The organism is Pseudomonas imrae, assembly GCF_046352735.2.
Classification (GTDB): domain Bacteria; phylum Pseudomonadota; class Gammaproteobacteria; order Pseudomonadales; family Pseudomonadaceae; genus Aquipseudomonas; species Aquipseudomonas imrae.
This window is the reverse complement of record NZ_CP110853.2, coordinates 5214579-5237111: the sequence shown is the minus strand read 5'-3', so window position 1 is coordinate 5237111 and position 22533 is coordinate 5214579. Positions and strand designations below refer to the sequence as shown.

Sequence of the window (22533 nt, the reverse complement as noted above, 5' to 3'; positions counted from 1 at the left end):
CATTTTGGCGAGTGGTCAGCGGCTGGCGAGCAACGCCTGGCCGCGAACGACAGCGGTCTTGACCTGTGCCGGTGCGGTCCCGCCGATGTGATTCCGGGCGTTCACCGAGCCTTCCAGGGTCAGCACCGCAAACACGTCCTGTTCGATCTGGTCACTGAACTGACGCAGTTCTTCCAGGCTCATTTCTGCCAGGTCCTTGCCGGTGTCCACGCCGTATTTCACCGCATGGCCGACGATTTCGTGGCAATCGCGGAACGGCAGGCCGCGGCGTACCAGGTAGTCTGCCAGGTCAGTGGCAGTGGAAAACCCGCGCAAGGCTGCCTCACGCATGATCGCGTGCTTGGGCTTGATCGCCGGAATCATGTCGGCAAAGGCCCGCAGGGAGTCGCGTAGCGTATCGGCGGCGTCAAACAGCGGTTCCTTGTCTTCCTGGTTATCCTTGTTGTAGGCCAGGGGTTGGCCTTTCATCAAAGTCAGCAGGCCCATCAACGCGCCAAACACGCGACCGCTCTTGCCGCGTACCAGCTCGGGAACGTCAGGGTTTTTCTTTTGCGGCATGATCGAGCTACCGGTGCAGAAGCGATCTGGCAGGTCGATAAACTGGAATTGCGCGCTGGTCCACAGCACCAGTTCTTCGGAGAAGCGTGACAGGTGCATCATCGCAATGCTGGCGGCAGCGCAGAATTCGATGGCGAAGTCACGGTCCGAAACACCATCCAGCGAGTTACCGCCCACGGCATCGAAGCCCAGCAATTGCGCAGTGTATTCACGATCGATCGGGTAGGTGGTACCGGCCAGCGCGGCGCTGCCAAGTGGCATGCGGTTGGCGCGCTTGCGGCAGTCCACCAGGCGCTCGTAGTCGCGACTGAGCATTTCGAACCAGGCCAGCATATGGTGCCCGAAGGTCACGGGCTGCGCGGTTTGCAAGTGGGTGAAGCCGGGCATGATGGTGTCCGACTCGCGCTCGGCCTGCTCCAGAAGGCCTTTTTGCAGGCGGGTGATCTCAGCCAGGATCAGGTCGATTTCGTCGCGCAACCACAGGCGGATATCGGTGGCCACCTGGTCATTACGGCTACGACCGGTGTGCAGCTTCTTGCCGGTCACGCCAATGCGATCAGTCAGGCGTGCCTCGATGTTCATGTGCACGTCTTCAAGATCAACGCGCCAGTCAAAGGTGCCGGCTTCGATTTCGCCACGGATGGTGGTCAGGCCGTCAATGATGCTGTCGCGCTCGGCGTCGGTCAGCACGCCGACCTTGGCCAGCATGGTGGCGTGGGCGATGGAGCCCATGATGTCGTGGCGATAGAGGCGCTGGTCGAAGTTGACGGAGGCGGTGAAGCGCGCGACGAAGGCGTCGACGGGTTCACTGAAGCGGCCGCCCCAGGACTGGTTGGTCTTGTCGGTGCTCATGGATTCGCTCGTGATCTGCTGGAAGAGGACATGAAAGTGTGCCGCCGATAATAACAGGGTTGTCCCTGGAGGCGTTGATACGGCGTATTGCCATTTTTATTTGGTTGCGAAGTGGCAAAGTGCCTTGCCGTCCAGCTCGTCCAGGACGAGACTGGAGGCAAGTGCGTGATGGGTTTAACGTGGCCGGTTTATGAGGTAAACAAGGAGGACTTATTGAAACGATATTTTACGATTGAGCAATATCGTCTTCATGAGCGTCTACAGTTGGACTGACAGAAGGTTCAATGACATCAATGTCAGGCAATGAAGTCGAACTCCAGGCGAATCATTAGAAGGGGGGTGTTCGTATTGTGTATCAGCAAACCCTACGACGATGCTGCTCTGCATCGGATTTTGGGCGGTATCGAACAGGTCCGGATAAATATTGCTGCCGCTCTCGGGGCACTTTTTACCGCTCACGCTAGTCTTAGCGTGGATCGCCGTGACGGAAGTCACCGCACCTGTCTACGCTATCCTTGTGCGAGACTCACGCAGGAATCCAGCGCAATATGAATGTCCTGATCGTTGATGACGAATCCCAAGCCCGCGAGCGACTGAGCCGTATGGTCAGCGAACTCGAGGGATACAATGTTCTTGAGCCGAGCGCCTCCAATGGCGACGAAGCATTGGCCCTGATTGACAGCCTGAAGCCGGATGTGGTGTTGCTTGATATCCGCATGCCTGGCCTTGATGGCCTGCAAGTGGCCGCCCGCTTGAGCGAGCGTGAATCTGCGCCTGAGTTGGTGCTGTGTGCCACGCAGGATGAATTTCCCTTGGAAGCTCTGGATGCCAGTGGCGTCAGCTTTCTGCTCAAGCCTGTGAGCGCCGATGCCTTGCTCAAGGCCCTCAAAGCTGCCGAACGTCCCAACCGTGTTCAGCTTGCAGCGCTGACGCAACCAGCGGCGCAAAGTGGCAATGGCCCGCGCAGTCATATCAGTGCCCGGACTCGCAAGGGCATCGAGCTGATCCCGGTGGGCCAGGTGATCTACTTTATTGCCGATCACAAGTACGTGACCTTGCGCCATGAGACGGGTGAAGTATTGCTTGATGAACCGCTCAAGGCTCTGGAAGACGAGTTTGGCGAGCGCTTCGTGCGTATCCACCGCAATGCGCTGGTCGCCCGTGAGCGTATCGAACGTCTGCAGCGCACGCCACTGGGGCACTTTCAGTTGTTTCTCAAAGGGTTGAACGGCGATGCGCTGATTGTCAGCCGGCGCCATGTAGCCGGCGTACGCAAGATGATGCAGCAGCTTTAAATCGGGCGCTGGCGCAGCGTACATTTCCGGGGTCGCGGTGCGATGAGGCCAGGGAGGCCCCGCACTTGCTGATTCAAATCAAGGCGAATCTTCCTGAGCTGTTATTATCTGCCGTATCTATTCAGTACGGATTGATCCATGTCCTCTCGCGAAATCCGCATCGCCACCCGTAAAAGCGCCTTGGCCTTGTGGCAGGCCGAATACGTCAAGGCCCGTCTTGAACAAGCCCATCCAGGCCTTGAAGTGACCCTGGTGCCCATGGTCAGTCGCGGCGACAAGCTGCTTGACTCACCGCTGTCGAAAATCGGCGGCAAGGGGTTGTTCGTCAAGGAGCTGGAAACCGCGCTGTTGGAGAATGAAGCCGATATCGCCGTGCACTCGATGAAAGACGTGCCGATGGACTTCCCTGAAGGCCTGGGCCTGTTCTGCATCTGCGAGCGTGAAGATCCACGCGATGCCTTTGTATCCAATACCTATGCCTCCCTTGCTGAATTGCCGCTGGGCAGTATCGTCGGCACTTCGAGCCTGCGTCGCCAGGCGCAGTTGCTGACTCGTCGTCCTGACCTGCAGATCCGCTTTCTGCGAGGCAACGTCAACACGCGTCTGGCCAAGCTGGATGCCGGCGAGTATGACGCGATTATCTTGGCAGCGGCCGGGCTGATCCGCCTGGGCTTCGAAGACCGTATTACCTCGGCCATCAGTGTTGAGGACAGCTTGCCAGCGGGCGGTCAGGGCGCTGTAGGCATTGAGTGCCGCACCGGTGACAGCGAAATCCAGGCACTGCTCAAACCCCTTGATCACCACGACACCAAAGTACGGGTCACTGCCGAGCGTGCGCTGAACAAGCACCTCAACGGTGGTTGCCAGGTGCCGATCGCTTGTTACGCCGTGCTCGAAGGTGAAAACCTTTGGCTGCGCGGCCTGGTGGGTGATCCTGATGGCGGCCTGTTGCTGGCTGCGGACATTCGTGGTCCGCAGAGCGAAGCCTCACGCCTGGGAATCCAGGTCGCCGAAAAGCTGCTGAAAAAGGGCGCCGGTGCCATCCTGGATAAAGTCTACGGTGAGGCCGGCCCGCAGTGACCGGTTGGCGTTTGCTGCTGACGCGGCCTGCCGAAGAGTCGGCGGCCCTGGCGGCGACGTTGTCCGAGAATGATATCTTCAGCAGCAGCTTGCCTTTGCTGCAAACCGACCCCTTGCCCGTTGGCGCCAACCATGAGGCGGTTTTTCGTCGCCTGGATTGCTATTGTGCGGTGATCGTCGTGAGCAAGCCGGCTGCACGCCTGGCCTTGCAGCTGCTGGATCAATTCTGGACGCAACCGCCGGCCGTGCCCTGGTTCAGTGTGGGGGCTGCGACGGCTCGGGTATTGGAGGGTCACGGTCTGGACGTCAGTTATCCCGAGCACGGTGATGACAGTGAAGCCTTGCTTGATTCACCCCGGCTGCGCGAGGCTATGGTTGCAGCGTCGCCGCGCGTGCTGATCCTGCGCGGCGAGGGCGGGCGAGAGCTGCTGGCTGAGCGTTTACGTGATCAAGGTGCTAGTGTCGATTATCTGGAGTTGTATCGCCGTTTTCTTCCGGCCTACGACGCAGGCATGCTCACACAGCGTATTGATGTGGAACGCTTGAACGGCCTGGTGGTCAGCAGTGGGCAGGGTTTTTTACATCTGCAGGCCCTGGCAGGTGCCAATTGGCCACGGGTAGCACAGTTGCCGCTGTTCGTGCCCAGCCCGCGAGTTGCCGAAATGGCACGCGCTGCGGGTGCAGTAAAAGTTGTGGATTGTCGTGGCGCCAGTGCCGCGGCTTTGCTAGTGGCGTTACGGAGCCAGCCCGTTCCCACTCTCTAATAACGCAAAGGATGGAAACGTGAGCGAAACAGCCTTGCCTAAAGATGAAGCTCAACCCGCGCTCGATGCGCCTGTTGAGACCCCGGTAACTGCGCCTCGCCGTGGCAACGGTTTGGCAGCTTTTGCCTTGTTGCTCGGTGCCGCAGGCTTAGCAGCGGGCGGTTGGGGGATCTGGCAGGTCCGCGCCCTGCAATCGACTAGCCAGCAGCAGTTGGGGCAGGTGCAAACCCTGGATGAGCAAACCCAGGGCCTCAAGCAGGCTCAGCAGCAGTTGGCTGCGCGGCTGGCCCAGCTGCCTGGCGCGGATGAGCTGGAAGAGCGCCGCCGGCTGGTTGCGCAGCTACAGGGTGATCAGCAGCGCCTGAACCAGCGCCTGGAAACCGTCCTGGGCGCCAGCCGCAAGGACTGGCGCCTGGCTGAGGCCGAGCACCTGCTGCGCCTGGCCAGCCTGCGTTTATCGGCGTTGCAAGATATCAACAGCGCGCAGGCGCTGGTCCAGGGCGCGGATGAAATCCTTCGCGAGCAGAGCGACCCTGGCTCGTACGCGGCCCGTGAGCAGTTGGCCAAGAGTCTTGCGGCGTTGCGCAGTATCGAGCAGCCAGATCGTACGGGACTGTTCCTGCAGTTGGCTGCGCTACGTGACCAAGTGGTGCAGCTGGCGGCTGTTTCTCCGCAGTATCAGCTTCAGGAAGCCCCGCAGGGTCGTCCGAGTACCGACACTGACAGTCGCTGGAGCCAATGGTGGGAGCAGATTTCCCGATACTTCCGTATTGACTTCAATCCTGATGACAATATCCGTCCATTGCTTGCCGGCCAAGGCTTGAACCAGGTGCGCCTGTCCCTGAGCCTGGCGCTGGAACAGGCGCAATGGGCCGCACTCAATGGTGAGGCGGCGGTGTATACCCGCTCCTTGAGCGAAGCCCGTAGCGTCCTGCAAGACAGTTTCAATCAGGACAACCCGCAAAGCCAGGCGATGCTGGCGCGTCTCGCCGAGCTTGAGCCCAAGGCGGTCTCCGTGGTCACGCCGGATCTGGCGGCGAGCCTGTCTGCGGTGCAGGCCTACCTTGAACGTCGCCATTTGTCTGCCGATGAAGCCAAGGCTTCGGCTGGCAAGCCGGCGACCGAGGAGTAAAGTCGATGAAGCGTTTCTATGTGGTCCTGGTGCTGGCGATTGCGATCGCTCTGGCACTGGCTGTGGGCATTTCGAAGCACACGGGCTATGTGCTGATTACCTATCCCCATGTGCTGCATTACGAGTCCGGGCTATGGTCGACGCTGGTGGCATTGTTCGTCGTGGGCCTGGCGATCTACCTGCTTCGAGTGCTGCTGAGCCTGGTGACGACCTCCGGTGGAGTAGTTAATCCCTGGTCGCGACGCAATCGCAGCCGCCGGGTTCAGGTGGCGATCGAACAAGGGCAGATGGACCTCGCGGAAGGACGCTGGGCCAGTGCCGAGCGTCATTTACACCGTGCCGCAGAAGCCGAGCGCCAGCCATTGCTGTACTACTTAGGCGCGGCGCGGGCGGCCAATGAGCTGGGTCGCTACGAAGAGTCGGACAGTTTGCTGGAGCGTGCTCTGGAGCGTCAGCCCCAGGCCGAGCTAGCTGTGGCGTTGAGTCATGCGCAATTGCAGGTGGATCGTGGAGACACTGAGGCGGCCCTGATCACCCTCAACGCCATGCATGAGCGCCACCCGCACAATGTCCAGGTGCTGCGCCAGTTGCAGCGGTTACACCAGCAGCGTGGTGACTGGTCGTCGGTGATTCGATTGTTGCCGGAGTTGCGCAAGGATAAAGTGTTGCCGCCTTCAGAGCTGGCGGACCTGGAGCGCCGGGCCTGGGGCGAGAACCTTACCCTGGCGGCCCAACGTGAGGAGCAGGGCGAGGCAGGCCTGCAATCCCTGGAGCGGGCCTGGCAGCAATTGACTTCTGCCCAGCGCCAAGAGCCGCAACTGGTGTTGGCTTACGCTGAACAGCTGCGTCAACTGGGTGCCGAGGCCCAGGCTGAAGAAGCGTTGCGCGGCGCCATTAAGCGCGGGTATGACAGTCACTTGATCAGGCTTTATGGGTTACTGCGCGGCAGTGATCCGGTGCGGCAGTTGAAGTTTGCCGAAGGTTGGCTCAAGGATCATCCGGGCGATGCAAGCTTGTTGCTGACGTTAGGTCGGCTTTGCCTGCAAAACAGTTTATGGGGCAAGGCGCGAGACTATCTCGAAAGTAGCCTGCAAGTGCAGCGTAACCCTGAGGCCTGTGCCGAGCTCGCACGGCTGCTTGCACAGTTAGGTGATACCGGGCGCAGCAATCAGCTGTTCCAGGAAGGCCTTGGCCTGTTGGACAGCCGTCTATTGGCTTCATCGCTGCCGGTGCCAGCCCAGGTTTGAAGTAGGAGGTATTGTGGGGCCGGCTCGGAAGTCTCTGACAGCCAGCCCTTTAAAACCGTCATCTGCGCAGGATTTAAGGGGGGCAAGGTAGAGTCTTACATCGCACTGGATGAAGTTACCTTGCCGCTGACGGGATATCCCTACGTTCTCGCGGAATTGTCTGCTCCACCGCGTATTGAAAGGGGTAAGGCCTTTCCTCTACCGTAACTACCTATCTCTTGCGTTGCGGATAAACAATGTCTTTGGTTCCCTCACGCTCCTTGTTCTTCCTGGCATTTATGGCCGGTGCGCTGACACTGAGCGCGTCTTTTTACCTGGAATACGGGGCGCTTCTGCGTCCTTGCTTCCTTTGCCTGATTCAGCGCAGTTTGTTGGCTGCCTTTACGTTGATCAATCTGGTGGCGACCATTCACGGTCCCAAGCGCTCGGGCGTCTATCTGTATTGGTCGGCGAGCATGGGATGTGCGCTGCTGGGGGCCGCCACTGCGGTGCGTCAGGTCTTGTTGCAAAACATCCCGCCCGAGCAGTTGCCCAACTGCTGGCCCAGCCTGCAATACATGATCGAACATCTGTCGCCGTGGCAAGCGTTGCAACTGGCCTTCAAGGGCACCGTCGACTGCGCGGAAATCAATTGGACCCTGTTCGATTTGAGCATTCCTGAATGGAGTCTGCTGTTCTTCATGGCGATGCTGATGTTAGGGGCAACACAGTTCTCACGGTTGTGGTTTGGTCAGGGCTTTCGATTGGCGAGGCACTGATTGGGTGTGCTGGGCCGTAGGATGGGATTAAACACTTGTATGAACTTTCTGTCCTGCGTACCTTGAAGCCATAGTCATGCGGGCATAATCTGGCCCGCACACGTTATTGAAACAGTTTGTTCGCTGCGGCTTTGTCCGGTGCCGCTTTTATCCTCGAAGCGTTGCGCGGGCAAACAACGGCACCGCCCATAAGGGAAGATCATCATGCTGGAAAGTTGTCAGAATGCTCAGGAACGCTGGGGTGGGGTGCACAAGCTGATCGACAGCTGGTTGAAGGCACGTCACGAACTGGTTCGGGCCTTTGATGCACTCGGCGCCAAGCCCGAGGCATTGGCTGAGAATCGCAAGCCGCTGCAAGAATTCTGCGAAGTGTTGGTGGACTACGTGTCTGCCGGTCATTTCGGCGTCTACGAGCAACTGACCAAGGAGGCGGAAGCCTTTGACGATCAACGTGGTCTGGACTTGGCTGAAACCCTCTATCCGCGTATCGATGTCATCACCGAAAAGCTGCTGGCGTTCACTGACCTGTGTGATGCCGGAAACTGTGTCGCAGAAAAGTTCAAGGAATTGGGCGCGCTGCTCCACGAGCGGTTCGAGTTGGAAGACTGCCTGATCGAGGTATTGCACAACGCCCACAAGGCAGAGTCTGCAACCCAGGCTTGATCCTCAATGGCGAGATACAAACGGTGCGCAGTGCGCGCCGTTTTTCGTTGGGTCAGGGGCGAGCATCGAGCAACTCGATCTCGAATACCAGGGGCGTATAAGGTGCAATCAGTTCGCCGGCCCCGTCCGCGCCATAGGCTTGTGCCGATGGAATCACCAGGCGCCATTTTGCGCCCACCGGCATCTGTTGCAGCGCGCTCCGCCAGCCGCTGATCACACTGTCCAGGCGAAACCATTGCGGTTGAGTGCTCTGGTCGAAAATCGTCCCATCGGGCAATCGCCCTACATACTTCACGCGAACCTGATCGTTGGCTTGGGATTTTTTTCCGCAGCCTGGCGCAAGCGCGGTCAGCAAGATGCCGTCGGTTAATTCGCGTACGCCAATCCGATTTTTTTCTGCGGACAAAAACTGCTGCTCGGCAGCGAGGGCTTTTTCGCTCTCTGGCATCTGTGCGCCTGTGGTGGCCAAGGCTTCATGCTGAGCGAGGATTTGCTCGATGCGCGCGTCATCCAGGATTAGCGGCTTGCCTTGGTAGGCTTGTTTGAGGCCCTCGAGCAAAGCTTGGATCTGTAGGTCTGGAACTTCCATACGCAAGCGCTCGCCGAGACTGGCACCCAAGCTGTAGGCCAGGTCATGGCTGTTCTTGGATGGAGATTGTTCGCTCGCGTCAGCCGCTGGAAGGGACAGAATCAGGATGAAAAAAAGGTAGCGCGACATGGGTATTCTCCAGCCGAAAGTGCGGTGGATTATGCCAGTGTGAATGAGCAAAAACCGAAGCGCTCGTTTGTTATATCGCTAAGAATTTTTGTGCTGTGCAACGCAACGCATTCGATACTGTCAACATGCCCTAGCGGCGGTAAGAGCAGAGGGCTAGTATGAGCCGCACCCACGTCAGCCAGGAGGTAAACCATGTCGGCCAAACAGAAGCCTGTAAATACCCCATTGCACTTGCTCCAACAACTCTCGGGCAGCCTGCTCGAACATTTGGAAAGCGCTTGCTCCCAAGCCCTGGCTGATGCAGAGAAGTTGCTCGCCAAGCTGGAAAAGCAACGCGGCAAGGCTCAAGAAAAACTGCATAAATCGCGTACTAAACTGCAAGACGCAGCGAGCGCCGGTAAATCCAAGGCACAAGCCAAAGCCAAAGGTGCAGTGAAAGAACTTGAGGAATTGCTCGACGCCCTCAAGGATCGTCAGTCCGAAACCCGCACTTATATTCTGCAGCTCAAGCGCGATGCTCAAGAGAGCCTGAAACTGGCTCAGGGCGTTGGTCGTGTGAAAGAAGCGGTGGCTAAGGCGCTGAGCACTCGTACTCCGGCTAAAGCCGTTCCAGTAAAAGCTGCCGCGAAACCTGCAGCCAAGCCAGCGGCTAAAACTGCTGCTGCGAAACCTGCGGCCAAGCCTGCAGCTAGAACTGCTGCTGCAAAAACTGCGGCCAAGCCAGCGGCTAAAACTGCTGCTGCGAAACCTGCGGCCAAGCCTGCAGCTAGAACTGCTGCTGCGAAACCTGCAGCCAAGCCAGCGGCTAAAGCTGCTGCCGCGAAACCTGCGGCCAAGCCTGCAGCTAGAACTGCTGCTGCAAAACCTGCAGCCAAGCCAGCGGCTAAAACTGCTGCTGCAAAACCTGCGGCCAAGCCTGCAGCTAGAACTGCTGCTGCAAAACCTGCAGCCAAGCCAGCGGCTAAAACTGCTGTTGCAAAACCTGCAACCAAGCCAGCGGCTAAAACTGCTGCTGCAAAACCTGCGGCCAAGCCAGCGGCTAAAACTGCTGCTGCAAAACCTGCGGCCAAGCCAGCGGTAAAACCTGCTGGTGCAAAGCCTGCGGCCAAGCCAGCGGCTAAAACTGCTGCTGCAAAACCTGCGGCCAAGCCAGCGGTAAAACCTGCTGCTGCAAAGCCAGTAGCCAAGCCAGCCGCTGCCAAACCTGCCGCAAAGCCGGCACCTGCCAAGCCGGCTACCACGCCAGCACCTGCCGCTACCCCGGCAGCATCCACCGCTCCAACCGCACCGGCTACCAGTGCTGCGGCACCAAGCACGGTCCCAACCAGCGCTTCCTAAGTGCTGATGGCCGCGACGCGCAGTTGATGCAGCGTGTCGCGGTCGAGGTTGGCGGCTTCTGCCGCCAGTTCTTCAAGCCAGAGTCCATGCCTGGCCACTTGCTCTTTCGGCCATGCCAGCGCTTGTGCTTGCAAGCGATACAGCAACTGCCGTTCGGCCTCTAGCTCCAGAGACTTGACCCGTTCACGCAATGCCCCCAGCTCGGTATCGTGCTGCGCCGTGGCGCGCCATTGTCTACGTAGCTGGCGCAAGGGGTCGATCACGTCTGCCTGCCAGGGCTGCGCAATCTGCTTGAGCGCCTGCAAGCGCATTGCATCAGCAGCGATGCCACGTTGTTCCAGCCACAAGCCACAGAGCAACAGACATACATCGGCCCCTTGCGTCTGCAGGCGCAGGCATGTGTCTTCTACACCCGGACGGGCGTAAGTCGAGAGGGCAAAGCTCCACAGGTCAGCGCACATATTCCTACCCAAGCCAGAGGCCAACGAAGCTGGTAGACTCCGCCGCCATTATGATCCGACTTCAAAGCCTAACATTACAGCGTGGCCCGCAACGTCTTCTTGAAGACGCCGAGCTGACCCTGCACGCCGGTCACAAAGCCGGCCTGATCGGTGCCAACGGCGCCGGCAAATCCACGCTGTTCGCCCTGTTGCTGGGTGAGCTGACCCCGGACTCGGGGGATTGCTTGCTGCCCGCCGACTGGCGCATTGCCCATATGCGCCAGGAGATCGACACCCTGGACCGCATCGCGATCGACTACGTGCTCGATGGCGACCTGCGCCTGCGCCAGGTGCAACACGACCTGGCCGAGGCCGAGAAAGCCCAGGACGGCGCCGCCCAGGCGCGCCTGCATTCGGAGCTGGACAGCGCCGACGGTTACACGGCTGATGCCCGGGCCCGAAAAATGCTGGCCGGTCTCGGGTTCACCAACGAGCAGATGGATCGCCCGGTCGCCGATTTTTCGGGTGGCTGGCGCATGCGCCTGAACCTGGCCCAGGCGCTGATGTGCCCCTCGGATCTATTGTTGCTCGATGAACCGACCAACCACTTGGACCTTGATGCGATCCTGTGGCTGGAAGACTTCCTGAAAAGTTACCCTGGCACCCTGTTGCTGATTTCCCACGACCGGGACTTCCTCGACGCGGTGGTCGATAACATCGCCCACGTCGAACAAAAGAAGATCACCCTCTATCGCGGTGGCTACACCGCGTTTGAGCGTGCCCGTGCAGAGCGCTTGGCCCAGCAACAGCAAGCGTTCGAGAAGCAGCAGGCGCAACGTGCGCACATGGAAAGCTACATCGCCCGATTCAAGGCCCAGGCCACCAAGGCCCGCCAGGCCCAAAGCCGTATCAAGGCCCTGGAACGCATGGAAGAGCTGTCGGCTGCCCATGTCGATTCGCCGTTCGATTTTGTGTTCCGTGAGTCGGTGAAAATCTCCAGTCCGTTGCTCGACCTCTCTGATGCGCGCCTGGGTTACGGCGACAAGACCGTCCTGGAAAAGGTCAAGCTGCAGCTCACGCCAGGCGCGCGGATCGGTTTGCTCGGCCCCAATGGTGCGGGCAAGTCGACCTTGATCAAAAACCTGTCCGGCGAACTGCAACCCCTGGCCGGGCGCCTGACCCGTGGCGAGAACCTGGTGGTGGGCTATTTCGCCCAGCATCAGTTGGATTCTCTCGATTCCAAGGCCAGCCCACTCCTGCATTTGCAACGTCTGGCGCCGACCGAGCGCGAACAGACCCTGCGCGATTTTCTCGGTGGGTTCGACTTCCGTGGCGCGCGCATTGATGAGCCGGTGCTGAACTTCTCCGGCGGCGAGAAAGCCCGCCTGGCCCTGGCGCTGATTGCCTGGGAGCGGCCCAACCTGTTGCTTCTCGACGAACCCACCAACCACCTGGACCTGGAGATGCGCCTGGCGCTGACCATGGCCCTGCAGGAGTTCAGCGGGGCAGTGCTGGTGGTGTCTCACGACCGGCACTTGCTCAAGAGCACCACCGATAATTTCCTGCTGGTGGCCGATGGCAAAGTCGAAGAGTTCGACGGTGACCTGGACGACTATGCCCGGTGGCTGACGGACTATCGTCTGCGTAACGCGCCGGCCAGCAACACGCCGGTCAACCCGGACAAGACTGACAAGAAAGCCCAGCGCCAGGCCGCAGCCGCCTTGCGTCAGCAACTGGCGCCGCACAAGCGCGAAGCCGACAAGCTGGAAGCCGAGCTGGGCAAGGTCCATGAGCGGTTGGTCAAAATTGAAGCCAGCCTGGGCGACAGTGCCGTGTACGAAGCGGCGCGCAAAGATGAGCTGCGCGACTTGCTGGCCGAGCAGGCCAAGCTCAAGGTTCGCGAAGCGCAACTGGAGGAGAGCTGGATGGAAGCCCTCGAGCTGCTGGAAAGCCTGCAAGCGGAGTTGGAGGCGCTGTCCTGATGGATTCCCTGCAATTGCCCTTGCCGGCACACTGGGTCGAGCCAGTGTGGATCGGCGTGCAAATCCTGCTGATCCTGCTGGCCGGTTACCTGACCCAGCGCTTCGTCGCCAAAGGCCTGACTCGCCTGGGCGAGCGCTACCCGTTCCCGCCGCAACTGCTGATGCCGCTGCGCGGTGGCTTGCGCTGGCTGATCATGGGCAGTGCACTGATTTTTGTGCTCGGACGCCTGGGCGTTTCGGCCACGGTGTTATGGACCGCGTTATCGGGCTTTGTCGCCGTGGCGGCCGTGGCGTTCTTTGCCATGTGGTCGGTGCTGTCCAACCTGCTTTGCGCGATTCTGATCTTTACCGTAGGGCCGTTTCGCCTGGGGGATCTGGTCGAGTTGGTGGACACTGTCGACAAACCCGGCGTCAAAGGTCGTGTGGTTGCGATCAACTTGCTCTACACCACGCTGATCGAAGTGGAAGAAGCGGGTACCGACAGCGCCATGGTGCAAGTGCCTAATAGCATGTTTTTCCAGCGCTCGGTCCGGCGCTGGCCAGGCACCCATGTATTTCCGGGTGACCGTTGATATTCACATCTTGTAAAAAAATATAGCCAGCCTTCTGTCGGCAGAGTTAGCTTAAGGCACAACAGCAAATTCTCCCGTTGAGGTGTGTAATGGCGCTCGAAACATGGCTGGCCTTTTTTGCGGCCAGCTGGATCATCAGTCTCTCTCCTGGCGCGGGCGCTATTGCCTCGATGTCCAGCGGCCTGCAATACGGCTTTCTGCGCGGTTACTGGAATGCCCTGGGCCTGCAACTGGGCCTGGCGATGCAGATTGCGGTGGTAGCCGGTGGTCTGGGGGCGGTTCTGGCGGCGTCTTCCACGGCGTTCTACGTGATCAAATGGTTCGGTGTGGCCTATCTGGTGTACCTGGCCGTCAAGCAATGGCGTGCGTTGCCAGCAGACTTGACCGATGACGCCGCCGTGCGCCCCATTGGCAAACCGCTGGCGATGATGTTCCGTGGTTTTCTGGTAAACGCCAGCAATCCCAAGGCGCTGGTGTTCATGCTGGCGGTGCTGCCGCAATTCGTGAACCCGCAGGCGCCGCTGCTGATCCAGTATGTGATCCTGGGCGCGACGATGATTTGTGTCGATATGATTGTCATGGCGGGCTATACGGGCCTGGCTTCAAAAGTATTGCGCCTGTTGCGCACGCCGAAACAGCAGAAGCGTGTGAACCGTACGTTTGCAGGGTTATTTGTCGGTGCAGCGGCGTTCCTGGCCAGTTTGCATCGCGCAACAGTGTGACTGCGTTTCCCCTGAAAGCCTTGGGTTTTGTCTCTTCCGGCAAGGTCGACGCGCCATCGACCTTGCCGCTGGCCAATGATTGATCGAAAAAACTCCCGCCATTTCACCCCGCAAACCACTAACGCCTTGAGTCAAACCTATTAACACTCGACAATGTGTTACTTCTTGTTTCCATTTGAGAGCCATTCATGACTGCCCCCTCGCGTTTTTTAGCCTGGCTGCTGCTGCCGGCGTTGGTGTCGTGCAGCTTCAATCTACTGGCGGCCACTGCCGAAGGTGCGCCCCAGGCTTTGCATTTGCTGGACTATATCGGAGCTGACTATCCATCGACGGTAGAGGCGGGCAAGGTTATCGACGAGCCTGAATACCTTGAGCAGGTGGAGTTTCTGGGGGTTTTACAGGGGCTGGTGGCGCAGTTGCCGGAGAAACCCGAACGCGCCGGGTTGGTAGAAGGCGTCGACCAACTGTTGACGGCCGTGAGTGCTCATGAAGATGGTGCTGCGGTCGCTCGTCAGGCGCGCCAGCTGGGCGCCAAGCTGGCAGTGGCTTATGAAGTCAGCCAGGCACCGGTCATCACGCCGGATCCGACGCGGGGTGCGCCGCTTTACGCCCAGCATTGTTCGGTGTGCCACGGCGAGATCGGGGCCGGCGACGGTCCGGCTGGGGTTGGTCTGGTGCCGCCACCGGCCAATCTGCGCGATACCGCGCGGTTGGATCGCTTGAGCCTCTACGGGATCTACAACACCCTGGGTCTGGGTGTTGAAGGCACTGACATGCCATCTTTCGCCGATCAATTGGATGACCGCCAGCGTTGGGACCTGGCGACCTACATTGCAGGATTTACGGCTGACCCGGCGGCGGCAAACAGCGAAAAAACCTTCAACCTGGCCGATCTGGCGCGCCAGACGCCCGAGGAAGTGCTGGCTGCCGATGGCCCGGACGCGGCCCGGGTCTTTCGTGCGCAGCGGGCACAGCCGCCGCAGGTCCAGCGTGGCCCGGCGCAGTTGCTCGATTACACCGCGACGACCCTGGACAAAAGCCTGGCAGCCTTTCGCAACGGTGAGCACGAGCAGGCCTACGACCTTTCGGTCGCGGCCTATCTTGAAGGCTTCGAACTGGTTGAAAGCTCACTGGACAACGTCGACGCAAACGTGCGCAAGGACACCGAAAAGGCCCTGATGGCCTATCGGCAGTCGTTGCAGGACGGATTGCCGATCGAGCAGGTCCAGCAGCGTCTGGATGTAGCCAAGGGCAAGCTTACCGAGGCTGCCGGCTTGCTGGGTGGCGATGGCTTGAGTTGGTCGTTGAGCTACATCTCCGGCCTGTTGATTCTATTGCGCGAAGGCCTGGAAGCGATTCTGGTGCTGGCGGCGATCCTCGCATTCCTGCGTAACACCGGGCAGCAATCGGCGGTGCGCAGCGTCAACGTTGGCTGGGCCCTGGCACTGGTGGCCGGACTGGCGACCTGGGCGCTGGCGGCGTATGTGATTGATGTGAGCGGCGCCCAGCGTGAGTTGCTGGAAGGCTGCACGGCGCTGTTTGCCAGCGTCATGGTGCTATGGCTTGGCGTTTGGATGCATGACCGACGCCATGCGGCGGCCTGGCAGGACTACATCAAGAGCAGCCTGGTGGGCGGCGGCGGACGTTTCGGTTTTGCCGTGCTGGCGTTTTTCTCGGTGTACCGCGAGTTGTTTGAAGTAATCCTGTTCTACGAAACCCTGTGGCTGCAGGCAGGTCCTGCCGGGCATAATGCGGTTCTGGCGGGCGGCGCCACGGCGCTTGTGCTGCTGATGGGCCTGGCATGGATCATCCTGAGGGGGTCGGCGAAGTTACCGCTGGCGCTGTTCTTTGGCATCAATGCGGCGCTGTTGTGTGCCTTGTCGGTGGTATTCGCCGGGCATGGCGTCAAGGCGCTGCAGGAGGCCGGCATCTTCGGTACACGACCAGTGGCGTTCTTTGAATTCGACTGGCTGGGCATTCACGCCGACGCCTATTCGTTAAGCGCCCAGGCGGTGGCGATCATCGCGATCGTGGTGTTGTACAGCCGCAGTCGAATGGCCGAGAAGCGCCGGTTAGCGGCGTCTTGAACACACCTTGATCAAAATGTGGGAGCGGGCTTGCTCGCGATAGCGGTAGACCAGTCACCAGATTTATCGGCTGATCCACTGCCATCACGAGCAAGCCCGCTCCCACACAAACCCGCCCACATTGGTTTGTGAGCAGGCAAAGATGCTTAGTCGTTTTCGTGGGTCAGCTCTAATACCCGGTCCACCAGTTTGTTGATCCCGGACGCCACTTCGCTGATGTTCCCGGCCAGCATATAGGCTGGGGTGCTGACCAGTCTGCGAGCCTTGTCCTCGATGATATCCTCGACTGCGCAGTCCTCATGGGTGGCGCCCATTTTTGTCAGGGCTTGCGCGGTGTCGGTGTCATTGCCGATGGTGCATGTCACGCCGGGGCCGTAGATCTTTGCTGCCAGCGCCGGCGAGATGCAGATCAGCCCCACGGGCTTGCGCGCTTCGGCAAAGGCTTCAGTCAGCGCCAATACATCCGGATTCACGCTGCACCCCGCACCTTCGACAGCAAAGTTCGACAGGTTTTTTGCGGCACCAAAACCACCCGGCACGATCAGCGCGTCGAAGTCTTCTACGCTGGCCTCGCGAATATCTTTGACCTGGCCCCGGGCGATGCGCGCCGACTCCACCAGCACGTTGCGCGACTCGGGCATCTCTTCGCCCGTGAGGTGATTGATCACGTGCATCTGCGCAATATCGGGGGCAAAGCACTGGACCTGAGCGCCGCGCTGATCCAGGCGCAGCAACGTGATCACGCTTTCATGGATTTCTGCGCCGTCGTACACGCCACAGCCGGAAAGGATCACTGCAATCTTTTTGCTCATGGGCATTTCTCCTGATGTATGGCGTTAAATGTCTACTTATTTGTCACTCATTGCCAATGGGATATCTCGCAAGTACACCTAATCTTGATCTAACAATAATTGACCGGACTTGCCCATGGACTTCGTCCCTTACGCGGTACCGTTTTTCATTGCCTTGATTGTGGTCGAGCTGCTGGCTGACCGTTGGCGCGGCGAGCGCAACTATCGGGTGGCAGACGCCATCAACAGCCTGAGCACCGGCGTGCTTTCCACCACCACCGGCCTGCTGACCAAAGGGGTGGGGCTGTTGACCTACGCATTCGCCCTTGAGCACCTGGCTTTGCTCGAGCTCTCGACCCAGAGCATCTGGACCTGGGTCTTCGCCTTCGTCTTCTACGACTTCTGCTACTACTGGCTGCACCGCTGCGGTCACGAACGCAACATTCTGTGGGCCGCGCATTCTGTGCATCACCAAAGCGAGGACTACAACCTCACCACAGCTTTGCGCCAGACCAGTACGGGCTTCCTGTTGAGTTGGATCTTTTACCTGCCTCTGGCTGTGCTTGGCGTGCCGTTGCTGGTGTTTATCAGTGTGGCGTCCCTCAACTTGCTCTACCAATTCTGGGTCCATACCCGCCATGTGCCCAAGCTGGGCTGGTTCGAATGGTTCTTCGTCACGCCTTCCAATCACCGGGCCCACCATGCACAGAACGCTCTCTACATGGATCGCAACTACGGCGGAGTGTTCATTATTTGGGACCGGCTGTTTGGTTCTTTCCAGGAAGAAGACGAAAACGAACCAGTGATTTTTGGCGTGACCACACCGCTGGCGAGTTGGAACCCGCTGTGGGCCAACCTGCAGTTTTATGCGCAGTTATTGAGCGATGCCCGGCGAACCGAGCGCTGGTGGGACAAGCTGCGTATCTGGTTTATGCGCACGGGCTGGCGTCCGGCGGACGTAAAGGCCAAATACCCGTTGGCCAAGCCGGACCTGAGCCAGTTCCGCAAGTTTGAAATACCGCTGGATACTCGCCAGCAGGTTTACATTGCCTTGCAGTTTGCCGTCTATGTGGGCTTTGGCAGCTACTTGATGAATGCCGGTGAGGGCATGTCGACTGCGGCCCTGGTGCTGGGCTGGAGTGTAATGGCGCTGGGGTTGTTTACCCTGGGCGTGGCCTTAGAGAACCGGCCGTGGGCGTTGAAGGCCGAACTGCTGCGCCTGGCACTGAACGTACCGGTGGTGTGGCTGGCGCCGCTGGTCGGGTTGTGGCCAGCCAGCGCGCTGGGCTGGTTGGGGCTGGCCAGTTACAGCATGCTGAGCCTTATCGGTCTCTATTGTTGTCGGGCGCGGGTTGCGCGGCTGGCGTCGTAGGTTCGCTCGGTAGCTCTTGCTCCAGGCGGGCCTTCTCCACAGCGCAGGCTTGCCGAGCCAGGCGCGCGTTCTTGATGCGGCGCCGCAGCCACAAGCCCAGGCCCAGCACCAGCAGGGCACCCAATACCCACAGCTCGTATTTCTTGACGCTGCCCAGCAGGCCTTCGAGTACGGCTCCGAAATGGTACGCCGCTGCCCCCAATGCCGCAGCCCATATGGCTGCGCCGATGCCATTGAGCAGCAGGTAACGTCCCGGTGGGTAGCCCGACAGGCCGATCGCTACTGGCATGACCGTGCGTAAGCCATAGACAAAACGGAAGCTCAGTACCCAGATGTCCGGATGCCGGCGGATGTGCTCCAGCGCGCGGTCCCCCAGCAGTTGCCAGCGGGGTTTGCGCGCCAGCAATTTGCGTCCGTGCTTGCGCCCCAGGAAGTACCACAGTTGGTCGCCGGCGTAGCTGCCGCAGAACGCAACCACGACCACAAGGTTGATATCCATGTATCCACGGAACGCCAGGAAGCCTGCGAGGACCAGGATGGTTTCGCCTTCGAAGAACGTGCCCACGAGGAGCGCAAAGTAGCCAAAGTCATTCAGAAATTGTTGGAGCATTGTCTGGGTGCTGGCGAAATGAACGCGCAGCCTACGCCTTCGTGGACATTCATGAAAGTATCGAGATGTGTCGTGAAGTGAACTTTTCCTACAGAAACCGTGCGCGCGACTACAGGTCGCGCGCCAGTCGCATGAGTAAGCACAACTGTAATTCCTTCGTCATAATGACCGCTTATAACTGTCACGCTCGCCCGTCACCCCGGGCTCAGGAGTCTGCCGTGAGCTTTACCCCCGCCCATCGTCTGTTTCCCGCTACTCGCCTGCGCCGCAACCGTCGTGATGATTTTTCTCGCCGCCTGGTTCGTGAAAACGTACTGACGGTCGACGATCTGATCCTGCCGGTATTTGTGCTGGACGGTGAGAACCGCCGGGAAGCGGTGGCTTCCATGCCGGGTGTCGAGCGACTGAGCATTGATCTGCTGCTCGAAGAGGCTGCGCATTGGGTTGAGTTGGGGATTCCGGCCCTGGCGGTGTTCCCGGTGACGCCGGTAGAGCTCAAGTCGCTGGACGCCGCACAGGCCTGGAACCCTGAAGGCATTGCCCAGCGCGCCACCCGCGCCCTGCGCGAGCGATTCCCGCAGTTGGGGGTGATTACCGACGTGGCGCTGGACCCATTCACTACCCATGGGCAGGATGGCATTCTGGATGCAGACGGTTATGTGCAGAACGACATCACCGTCGACGCATTGGTCAAGCAAGCCTTGTCCCATGCGGCTGCGGGCGCCCAGGTAGTTGCTCCATCGGACATGATGGACGGTCGCGTCCAGGCGATCCGTGAAGCGCTTGAACTGGCCGGTCATGTCAACGTCCGCATCATGGCCTACTCGGCCAAGTATGCCAGTACCTACTACGGCCCGTTCCGCGAGGCGGTCGGCTCGGCGTCGAACCTGGGCAAGGCCAACAAGGCCTCGTACCAGATGGACCCGGCCAACAGCCACGAGGCCTTGCACGAAGTGGCGGCGGACCTGGCAGAAGGCGCCGACATGGTCATGGTCAAGCCCGGCATGCCCTATCTGGACATCCTTTATCGGGTCAAAGATGAATTCAAGGTGCCGACCTTTGTCTATCAGGTCAGTGGTGAGTACGCCATGCACATGGCTGCGATTCAAAATGGCTGGTTGAGTGAAGGGGTCATTCTTGAGTCCCTCGTGGCCTTTAAACGTGCGGGTGCCGATGGCATCCTGACTTACTTTGCCGTCCGTGCCGCCCAATTGCTTAGAGAGCAACACTAGCCCTCACAGGAACACTCCATGAATACCGAAGGACTCACAGAAGTGGCTGTAAAAGATGCGCTCCCGGTGGTTGAACACGTCACCGAAACCCCGCCGGAACTGGAGCCTGAGCAGTCTGCGGTGATCGCTGAACCGGCGGTCGCGGCACCGGCTATCGTGATCCCGAACCTGGATGACAGTAGCCTTTATATCCATCGTGAACTGTCGCAACTGCAATTCAACATCCGCGTGCTGGAACAGGCACTGGATGAGTCCTATCCGCTGTTGGAGCGGCTGAAGTTCCTGCTGATCTTCTCCAGCAACCTGGATGAGTTCTTTGAAATCCGTGTCGCCGGCCTCAAGAAGCAGATCACCTTCGCCCGTGAGCAGGCCGGTGCCGACGGCCTGCAGCCGCACCAGGCCCTGGCGCGCATCAGCGAGCTGGTACATGGTCATGTAGATCGCCAATACGCCATCCTCAACGACATCCTGTTGCCGGAACTGGAAAAGCATCAGGTCCGCTTCATCCGCCGCCGCAACTGGACCGTCAAGATCAAGACCTGGGTACGTCGTTATTTCCGTGACGAGATCGCGCCGATCATCACCCCGATTGGCCTGGACCCGACGCACCCGTTTCCGTTGCTGGTGAACAAGAGCCTGAACTTCATCGTCGAGCTGGAAGGTATCGACGCCTTCGGTCGTGACTCGGGGCTGGCGATCATCCCCGCGCCGCGCCTGTTGCCACGGGTGATCAAGGTACCGGAAGAGGTCGGGGGGACTGGCGATAACTATGTATTCCTGTCGTCGATGATCCATGCCCACGCCGATGATTTGTTCCAGGGTATGAAGGTCAAGGGTTGCTACCAGTTCCGCCTGACCCGTAACGCCGATCTGGCGGTGGACACCGAAGACGTCGAAGACTTGGCTCGCGCCCTGCGCGGCGAGCTGTTCTCGCGTCGCTACGGTGATGCGGTGCGTCTGGAGGTGGCAGATACCTGTCCGAAACATCTTTCGGACTACCTGCTCAAACAGTTCAACCTGTCCGAGACCGAGTTGTATCAGGTCAATGGCCCGGTGAACCTGACGCGCCTGTTCAGCATCACTGGCCTGGACAGCCATCCGGAGCTGCAATACACGCCGTTCACCCCGCAGATCCCGAAACTGCTGCAAAACAGCGAGAACATTTTCAGTGTGGTCAGCAAGCAGGATATCTTGCTGCTGCACCCCTTCGAGTCGTTCACACCGGTAGTCGACCTGCTGCGCCAGGCTGCCAAGGACCCTCACGTCCTGGCCGTGCGCCAGACCCTGTACCGCAGCGGCGCCAACTCGGAAATCGTCGATGCCCTGGTGGATGCGGCGCGCAACGGCAAGGAAGTCACCGCGGTGATCGAACTGCGCGCGCGTTTTGACGAAGAGTCCAACCTGCAATTGGCCAGCCGCCTGCAAGCGGCCGGTGCGGTGGTGATCTACGGCGTGGTGGGCTTCAAGACCCACGCCAAGATGATGTTGATCCTGCGCCGTGAGGCCGGGGAGATTGTGCGTTACGCGCACTTGGGTACCGGCAACTACCACGCTGGCAACGCCAAGCTCTATACCGACTACAGCTTGCTGACTTCTGATGATGCGCTGTGTGAAGACGTGGGCAAACTGTTCAGCCAGTTGATCGGCATGGGCAAGACCTTGCGCATGAAGAAGCTACTGCATGCGCCGTTCACCCTGAAAAAGGGCATGCTCGACATGATTGCCCGGGAAACCCAGTTCGCGATCGACGGCAAGCCGGCGCACATCATTGCCAAGTTCAACTCGCTGACCGATCCGAAGATCATTCGCGCACTGTACAAGGCCAGCCAGTCCGGCGTGCGTATCGACCTGGTGGTGCGTGGCATGTGCTGCCTGCGGCCGGGAATTGCCGGGGTCTCGCACAATATTCACGTGCGCTCGATCATCGGCCGTTTCCTGGAGCACACGCGGGTGTTCTACTTCCTTAACGGTGGCGAGGAGCAGATGTTCTTGTCCAGCGCCGACTGGATGGAGCGCAACCTCGACAAGCGCGTGGAGACCTGCTTCCCGGTGGAAGGCAAGAAACTGATCATGCGGGTCAAGAAAGAGCTGGAAAGCTATCTCACCGATAACACCCACAGCTGGAGCCTGCAGTCGGATGGCCGCTACGTGCGCAACACGCCAACCGGCAACCAGAACCCGCGAAGTGCACAGGCGACGTTGCTGGAGCGCCTGGGTCTGCCGCTGCTCAGCGTGCGCTGAAGCCTGGCCCTGTGGAAGCAGATACGTCTGCTTCCACTGTCGCCACCTAGCCTACATCCGCAACGGAGTTGTCAGGCAA

20 protein-coding genes are annotated in these 22533 nt (G+C 59.7%); 15 read left to right on the top strand and 5 right to left on the bottom strand.

The genetic code is table 11. The features are described from left to right. Positions 1-15 precede the first annotated feature (15 nt). On the bottom strand, positions 16-1410 hold the full coding sequence (gene argH / locus OQ460_RS23950; protein ID WP_410019745.1) for an argininosuccinate lyase: 1395 nt from the start codon (positions 1408-1410) through the stop codon (positions 16-18). A 548-nt stretch (positions 1411-1958) separates the two neighbouring features. Here argH and OQ460_RS23945 point away from each other — a divergent pair. The 7 genes from OQ460_RS23945 to rsd all read left to right on the top strand — a co-directional run bounded on the left by OQ460_RS23945 (position 1959) and on the right by rsd (position 8349). Then, positions 1959-2705: a LytR/AlgR family response regulator transcription factor gene (locus OQ460_RS23945; protein WP_410019744.1), complete on the top strand. Its 747-nt coding sequence runs from the start codon at positions 1959-1961 to the stop codon at positions 2703-2705. A 138-nt stretch (positions 2706-2843) separates the two neighbouring features. Next, complete coding sequence (gene hemC, locus OQ460_RS23940) at positions 2844-3785, top strand: hydroxymethylbilane synthase (protein ID WP_410019743.1); 942 nt, start codon at positions 2844-2846, stop codon at positions 3783-3785. Beyond that, positions 3782-4549, top strand: coding sequence for a uroporphyrinogen-III synthase (locus OQ460_RS23935; RefSeq protein WP_410019742.1), 768 nt, complete (start codon positions 3782-3784; stop codon positions 4547-4549). The genes hemC and OQ460_RS23935 overlap by 4 nt, the downstream gene beginning before the upstream one ends. Positions 4550-4568: 19 nt before the next feature. After that, positions 4569-5681 carry a uroporphyrinogen-III C-methyltransferase gene (locus OQ460_RS23930; RefSeq protein WP_410019741.1) on the top strand — a complete coding sequence of 371 codons (1113 nt, stop codon included), beginning with the start codon at positions 4569-4571 and terminating at the stop codon, positions 5679-5681. A 5-nt stretch (positions 5682-5686) separates the two neighbouring features. Further along, positions 5687-6928: a heme biosynthesis protein HemY gene (locus OQ460_RS23925; protein WP_410019740.1), complete on the top strand. Its 1242-nt coding sequence runs from the start codon at positions 5687-5689 to the stop codon at positions 6926-6928. 236 nt (positions 6929-7164) lie between these two features. After that, positions 7165-7686, top strand: a complete 522-nt coding sequence (locus OQ460_RS23920; RefSeq protein WP_410019739.1) for a disulfide bond formation protein B — start codon at positions 7165-7167, stop codon at positions 7684-7686. 204 nt (positions 7687-7890) lie between these two features. After that, positions 7891-8349, top strand: coding sequence for a sigma D regulator (gene rsd, locus OQ460_RS23915; protein WP_410019738.1), 459 nt, complete (start codon positions 7891-7893; stop codon positions 8347-8349). Between the two features lie 52 nt (positions 8350-8401). Here the strand turns inward: rsd and OQ460_RS23910 are convergent, their stop codons facing one another. Continuing rightward, on the bottom strand, positions 8402-9067 hold the full coding sequence (locus OQ460_RS23910; protein WP_410019737.1) for an FKBP-type peptidyl-prolyl cis-trans isomerase: 666 nt from the start codon (positions 9065-9067) through the stop codon (positions 8402-8404). Between the two features lie 192 nt (positions 9068-9259). Between OQ460_RS23910 and OQ460_RS23905 the strand changes: the two genes are divergently transcribed. After that, positions 9260-10405: an AlgP family protein gene (locus OQ460_RS23905; RefSeq protein ID WP_410019736.1), complete on the top strand. Its 1146-nt coding sequence runs from the start codon at positions 9260-9262 to the stop codon at positions 10403-10405. On the opposite strand, the gene OQ460_RS23900 is transcribed toward OQ460_RS23905, so the two are convergent. After that, entirely contained in the window at positions 10402-10866 is a 465-nt protein-coding gene (locus tag OQ460_RS23900) for a TIGR02444 family protein (RefSeq protein WP_410019735.1), read from the bottom strand. The two genes, OQ460_RS23905 and OQ460_RS23900, sit on opposite strands and share 4 nt — an antisense overlap. A gap of 50 nt (positions 10867-10916) precedes the next feature. Here OQ460_RS23900 and OQ460_RS23895 point away from each other — a divergent pair, with 50 nt between their 5' ends. From OQ460_RS23895 to OQ460_RS23880, 4 genes are all read left to right on the top strand, one after another. Next, entirely contained in the window at positions 10917-12827 is a 1911-nt protein-coding gene (locus OQ460_RS23895) for an ATP-binding cassette domain-containing protein (RefSeq protein ID WP_410019734.1), read from the top strand. Further along, the gene (locus OQ460_RS23890) at positions 12827-13399 is read left to right on the top strand and encodes a mechanosensitive ion channel domain-containing protein (RefSeq protein ID WP_410019733.1); all 573 of its coding nucleotides are present in this window, start codon (positions 12827-12829) and stop codon (positions 13397-13399) included. The genes OQ460_RS23895 and OQ460_RS23890 overlap by 1 nt, the downstream gene beginning before the upstream one ends. An 89-nt stretch (positions 13400-13488) precedes the next feature. Beyond that, positions 13489-14121, top strand: coding sequence for a LysE family transporter (locus tag OQ460_RS23885; RefSeq protein WP_410019732.1), 633 nt, complete (start codon positions 13489-13491; stop codon positions 14119-14121). Between the two features lie 188 nt (positions 14122-14309). Further along, positions 14310-16208 (top strand): FTR1 family protein, encoded by a 1899-nt coding sequence (locus OQ460_RS23880; protein ID WP_410019731.1) that lies wholly within the window; start codon positions 14310-14312, stop codon positions 16206-16208. Between the two features lie 146 nt (positions 16209-16354). Here the strand turns inward: OQ460_RS23880 and elbB are convergent, their stop codons facing one another. After that, positions 16355-17020 carry an isoprenoid biosynthesis glyoxalase ElbB gene (elbB, locus tag OQ460_RS23875; protein WP_410019730.1) on the bottom strand — a complete coding sequence of 222 codons (666 nt, stop codon included), beginning with the start codon at positions 17018-17020 and terminating at the stop codon, positions 16355-16357. Positions 17021-17135: 115 nt separating this feature from the next. Between elbB and OQ460_RS23870 the strand changes: the two genes are divergently transcribed. After that, positions 17136-18371 carry a sterol desaturase family protein gene (locus OQ460_RS23870; RefSeq protein WP_410019729.1) on the top strand — a complete coding sequence of 412 codons (1236 nt, stop codon included), beginning with the start codon at positions 17136-17138 and terminating at the stop codon, positions 18369-18371. On the opposite strand, the gene OQ460_RS23865 is transcribed toward OQ460_RS23870, so the two are convergent. Beyond that, complete coding sequence (locus OQ460_RS23865) at positions 18322-18981, bottom strand: DedA family protein (RefSeq protein ID WP_410019728.1); 660 nt, start codon at positions 18979-18981, stop codon at positions 18322-18324. The two genes, OQ460_RS23870 and OQ460_RS23865, sit on opposite strands and share 50 nt — an antisense overlap. Before the next feature lie 218 nt (positions 18982-19199). On the opposite strand from OQ460_RS23865, the gene hemB reads away from it, so the two are divergent. Together hemB and ppk1 are read left to right on the top strand one after the other, a co-directional pair. Next, positions 19200-20213: a porphobilinogen synthase gene (gene hemB / locus OQ460_RS23860; RefSeq protein ID WP_410019727.1), complete on the top strand. Its 1014-nt coding sequence runs from the start codon at positions 19200-19202 to the stop codon at positions 20211-20213. A gap of 18 nt (positions 20214-20231) precedes the next feature. Then, positions 20232-22454, top strand: a complete 2223-nt coding sequence (gene ppk1 / locus OQ460_RS23855; protein WP_410019726.1) for a polyphosphate kinase 1 — start codon at positions 20232-20234, stop codon at positions 22452-22454. The last annotated feature ends 79 nt before the right edge of the window (positions 22455-22533 follow it).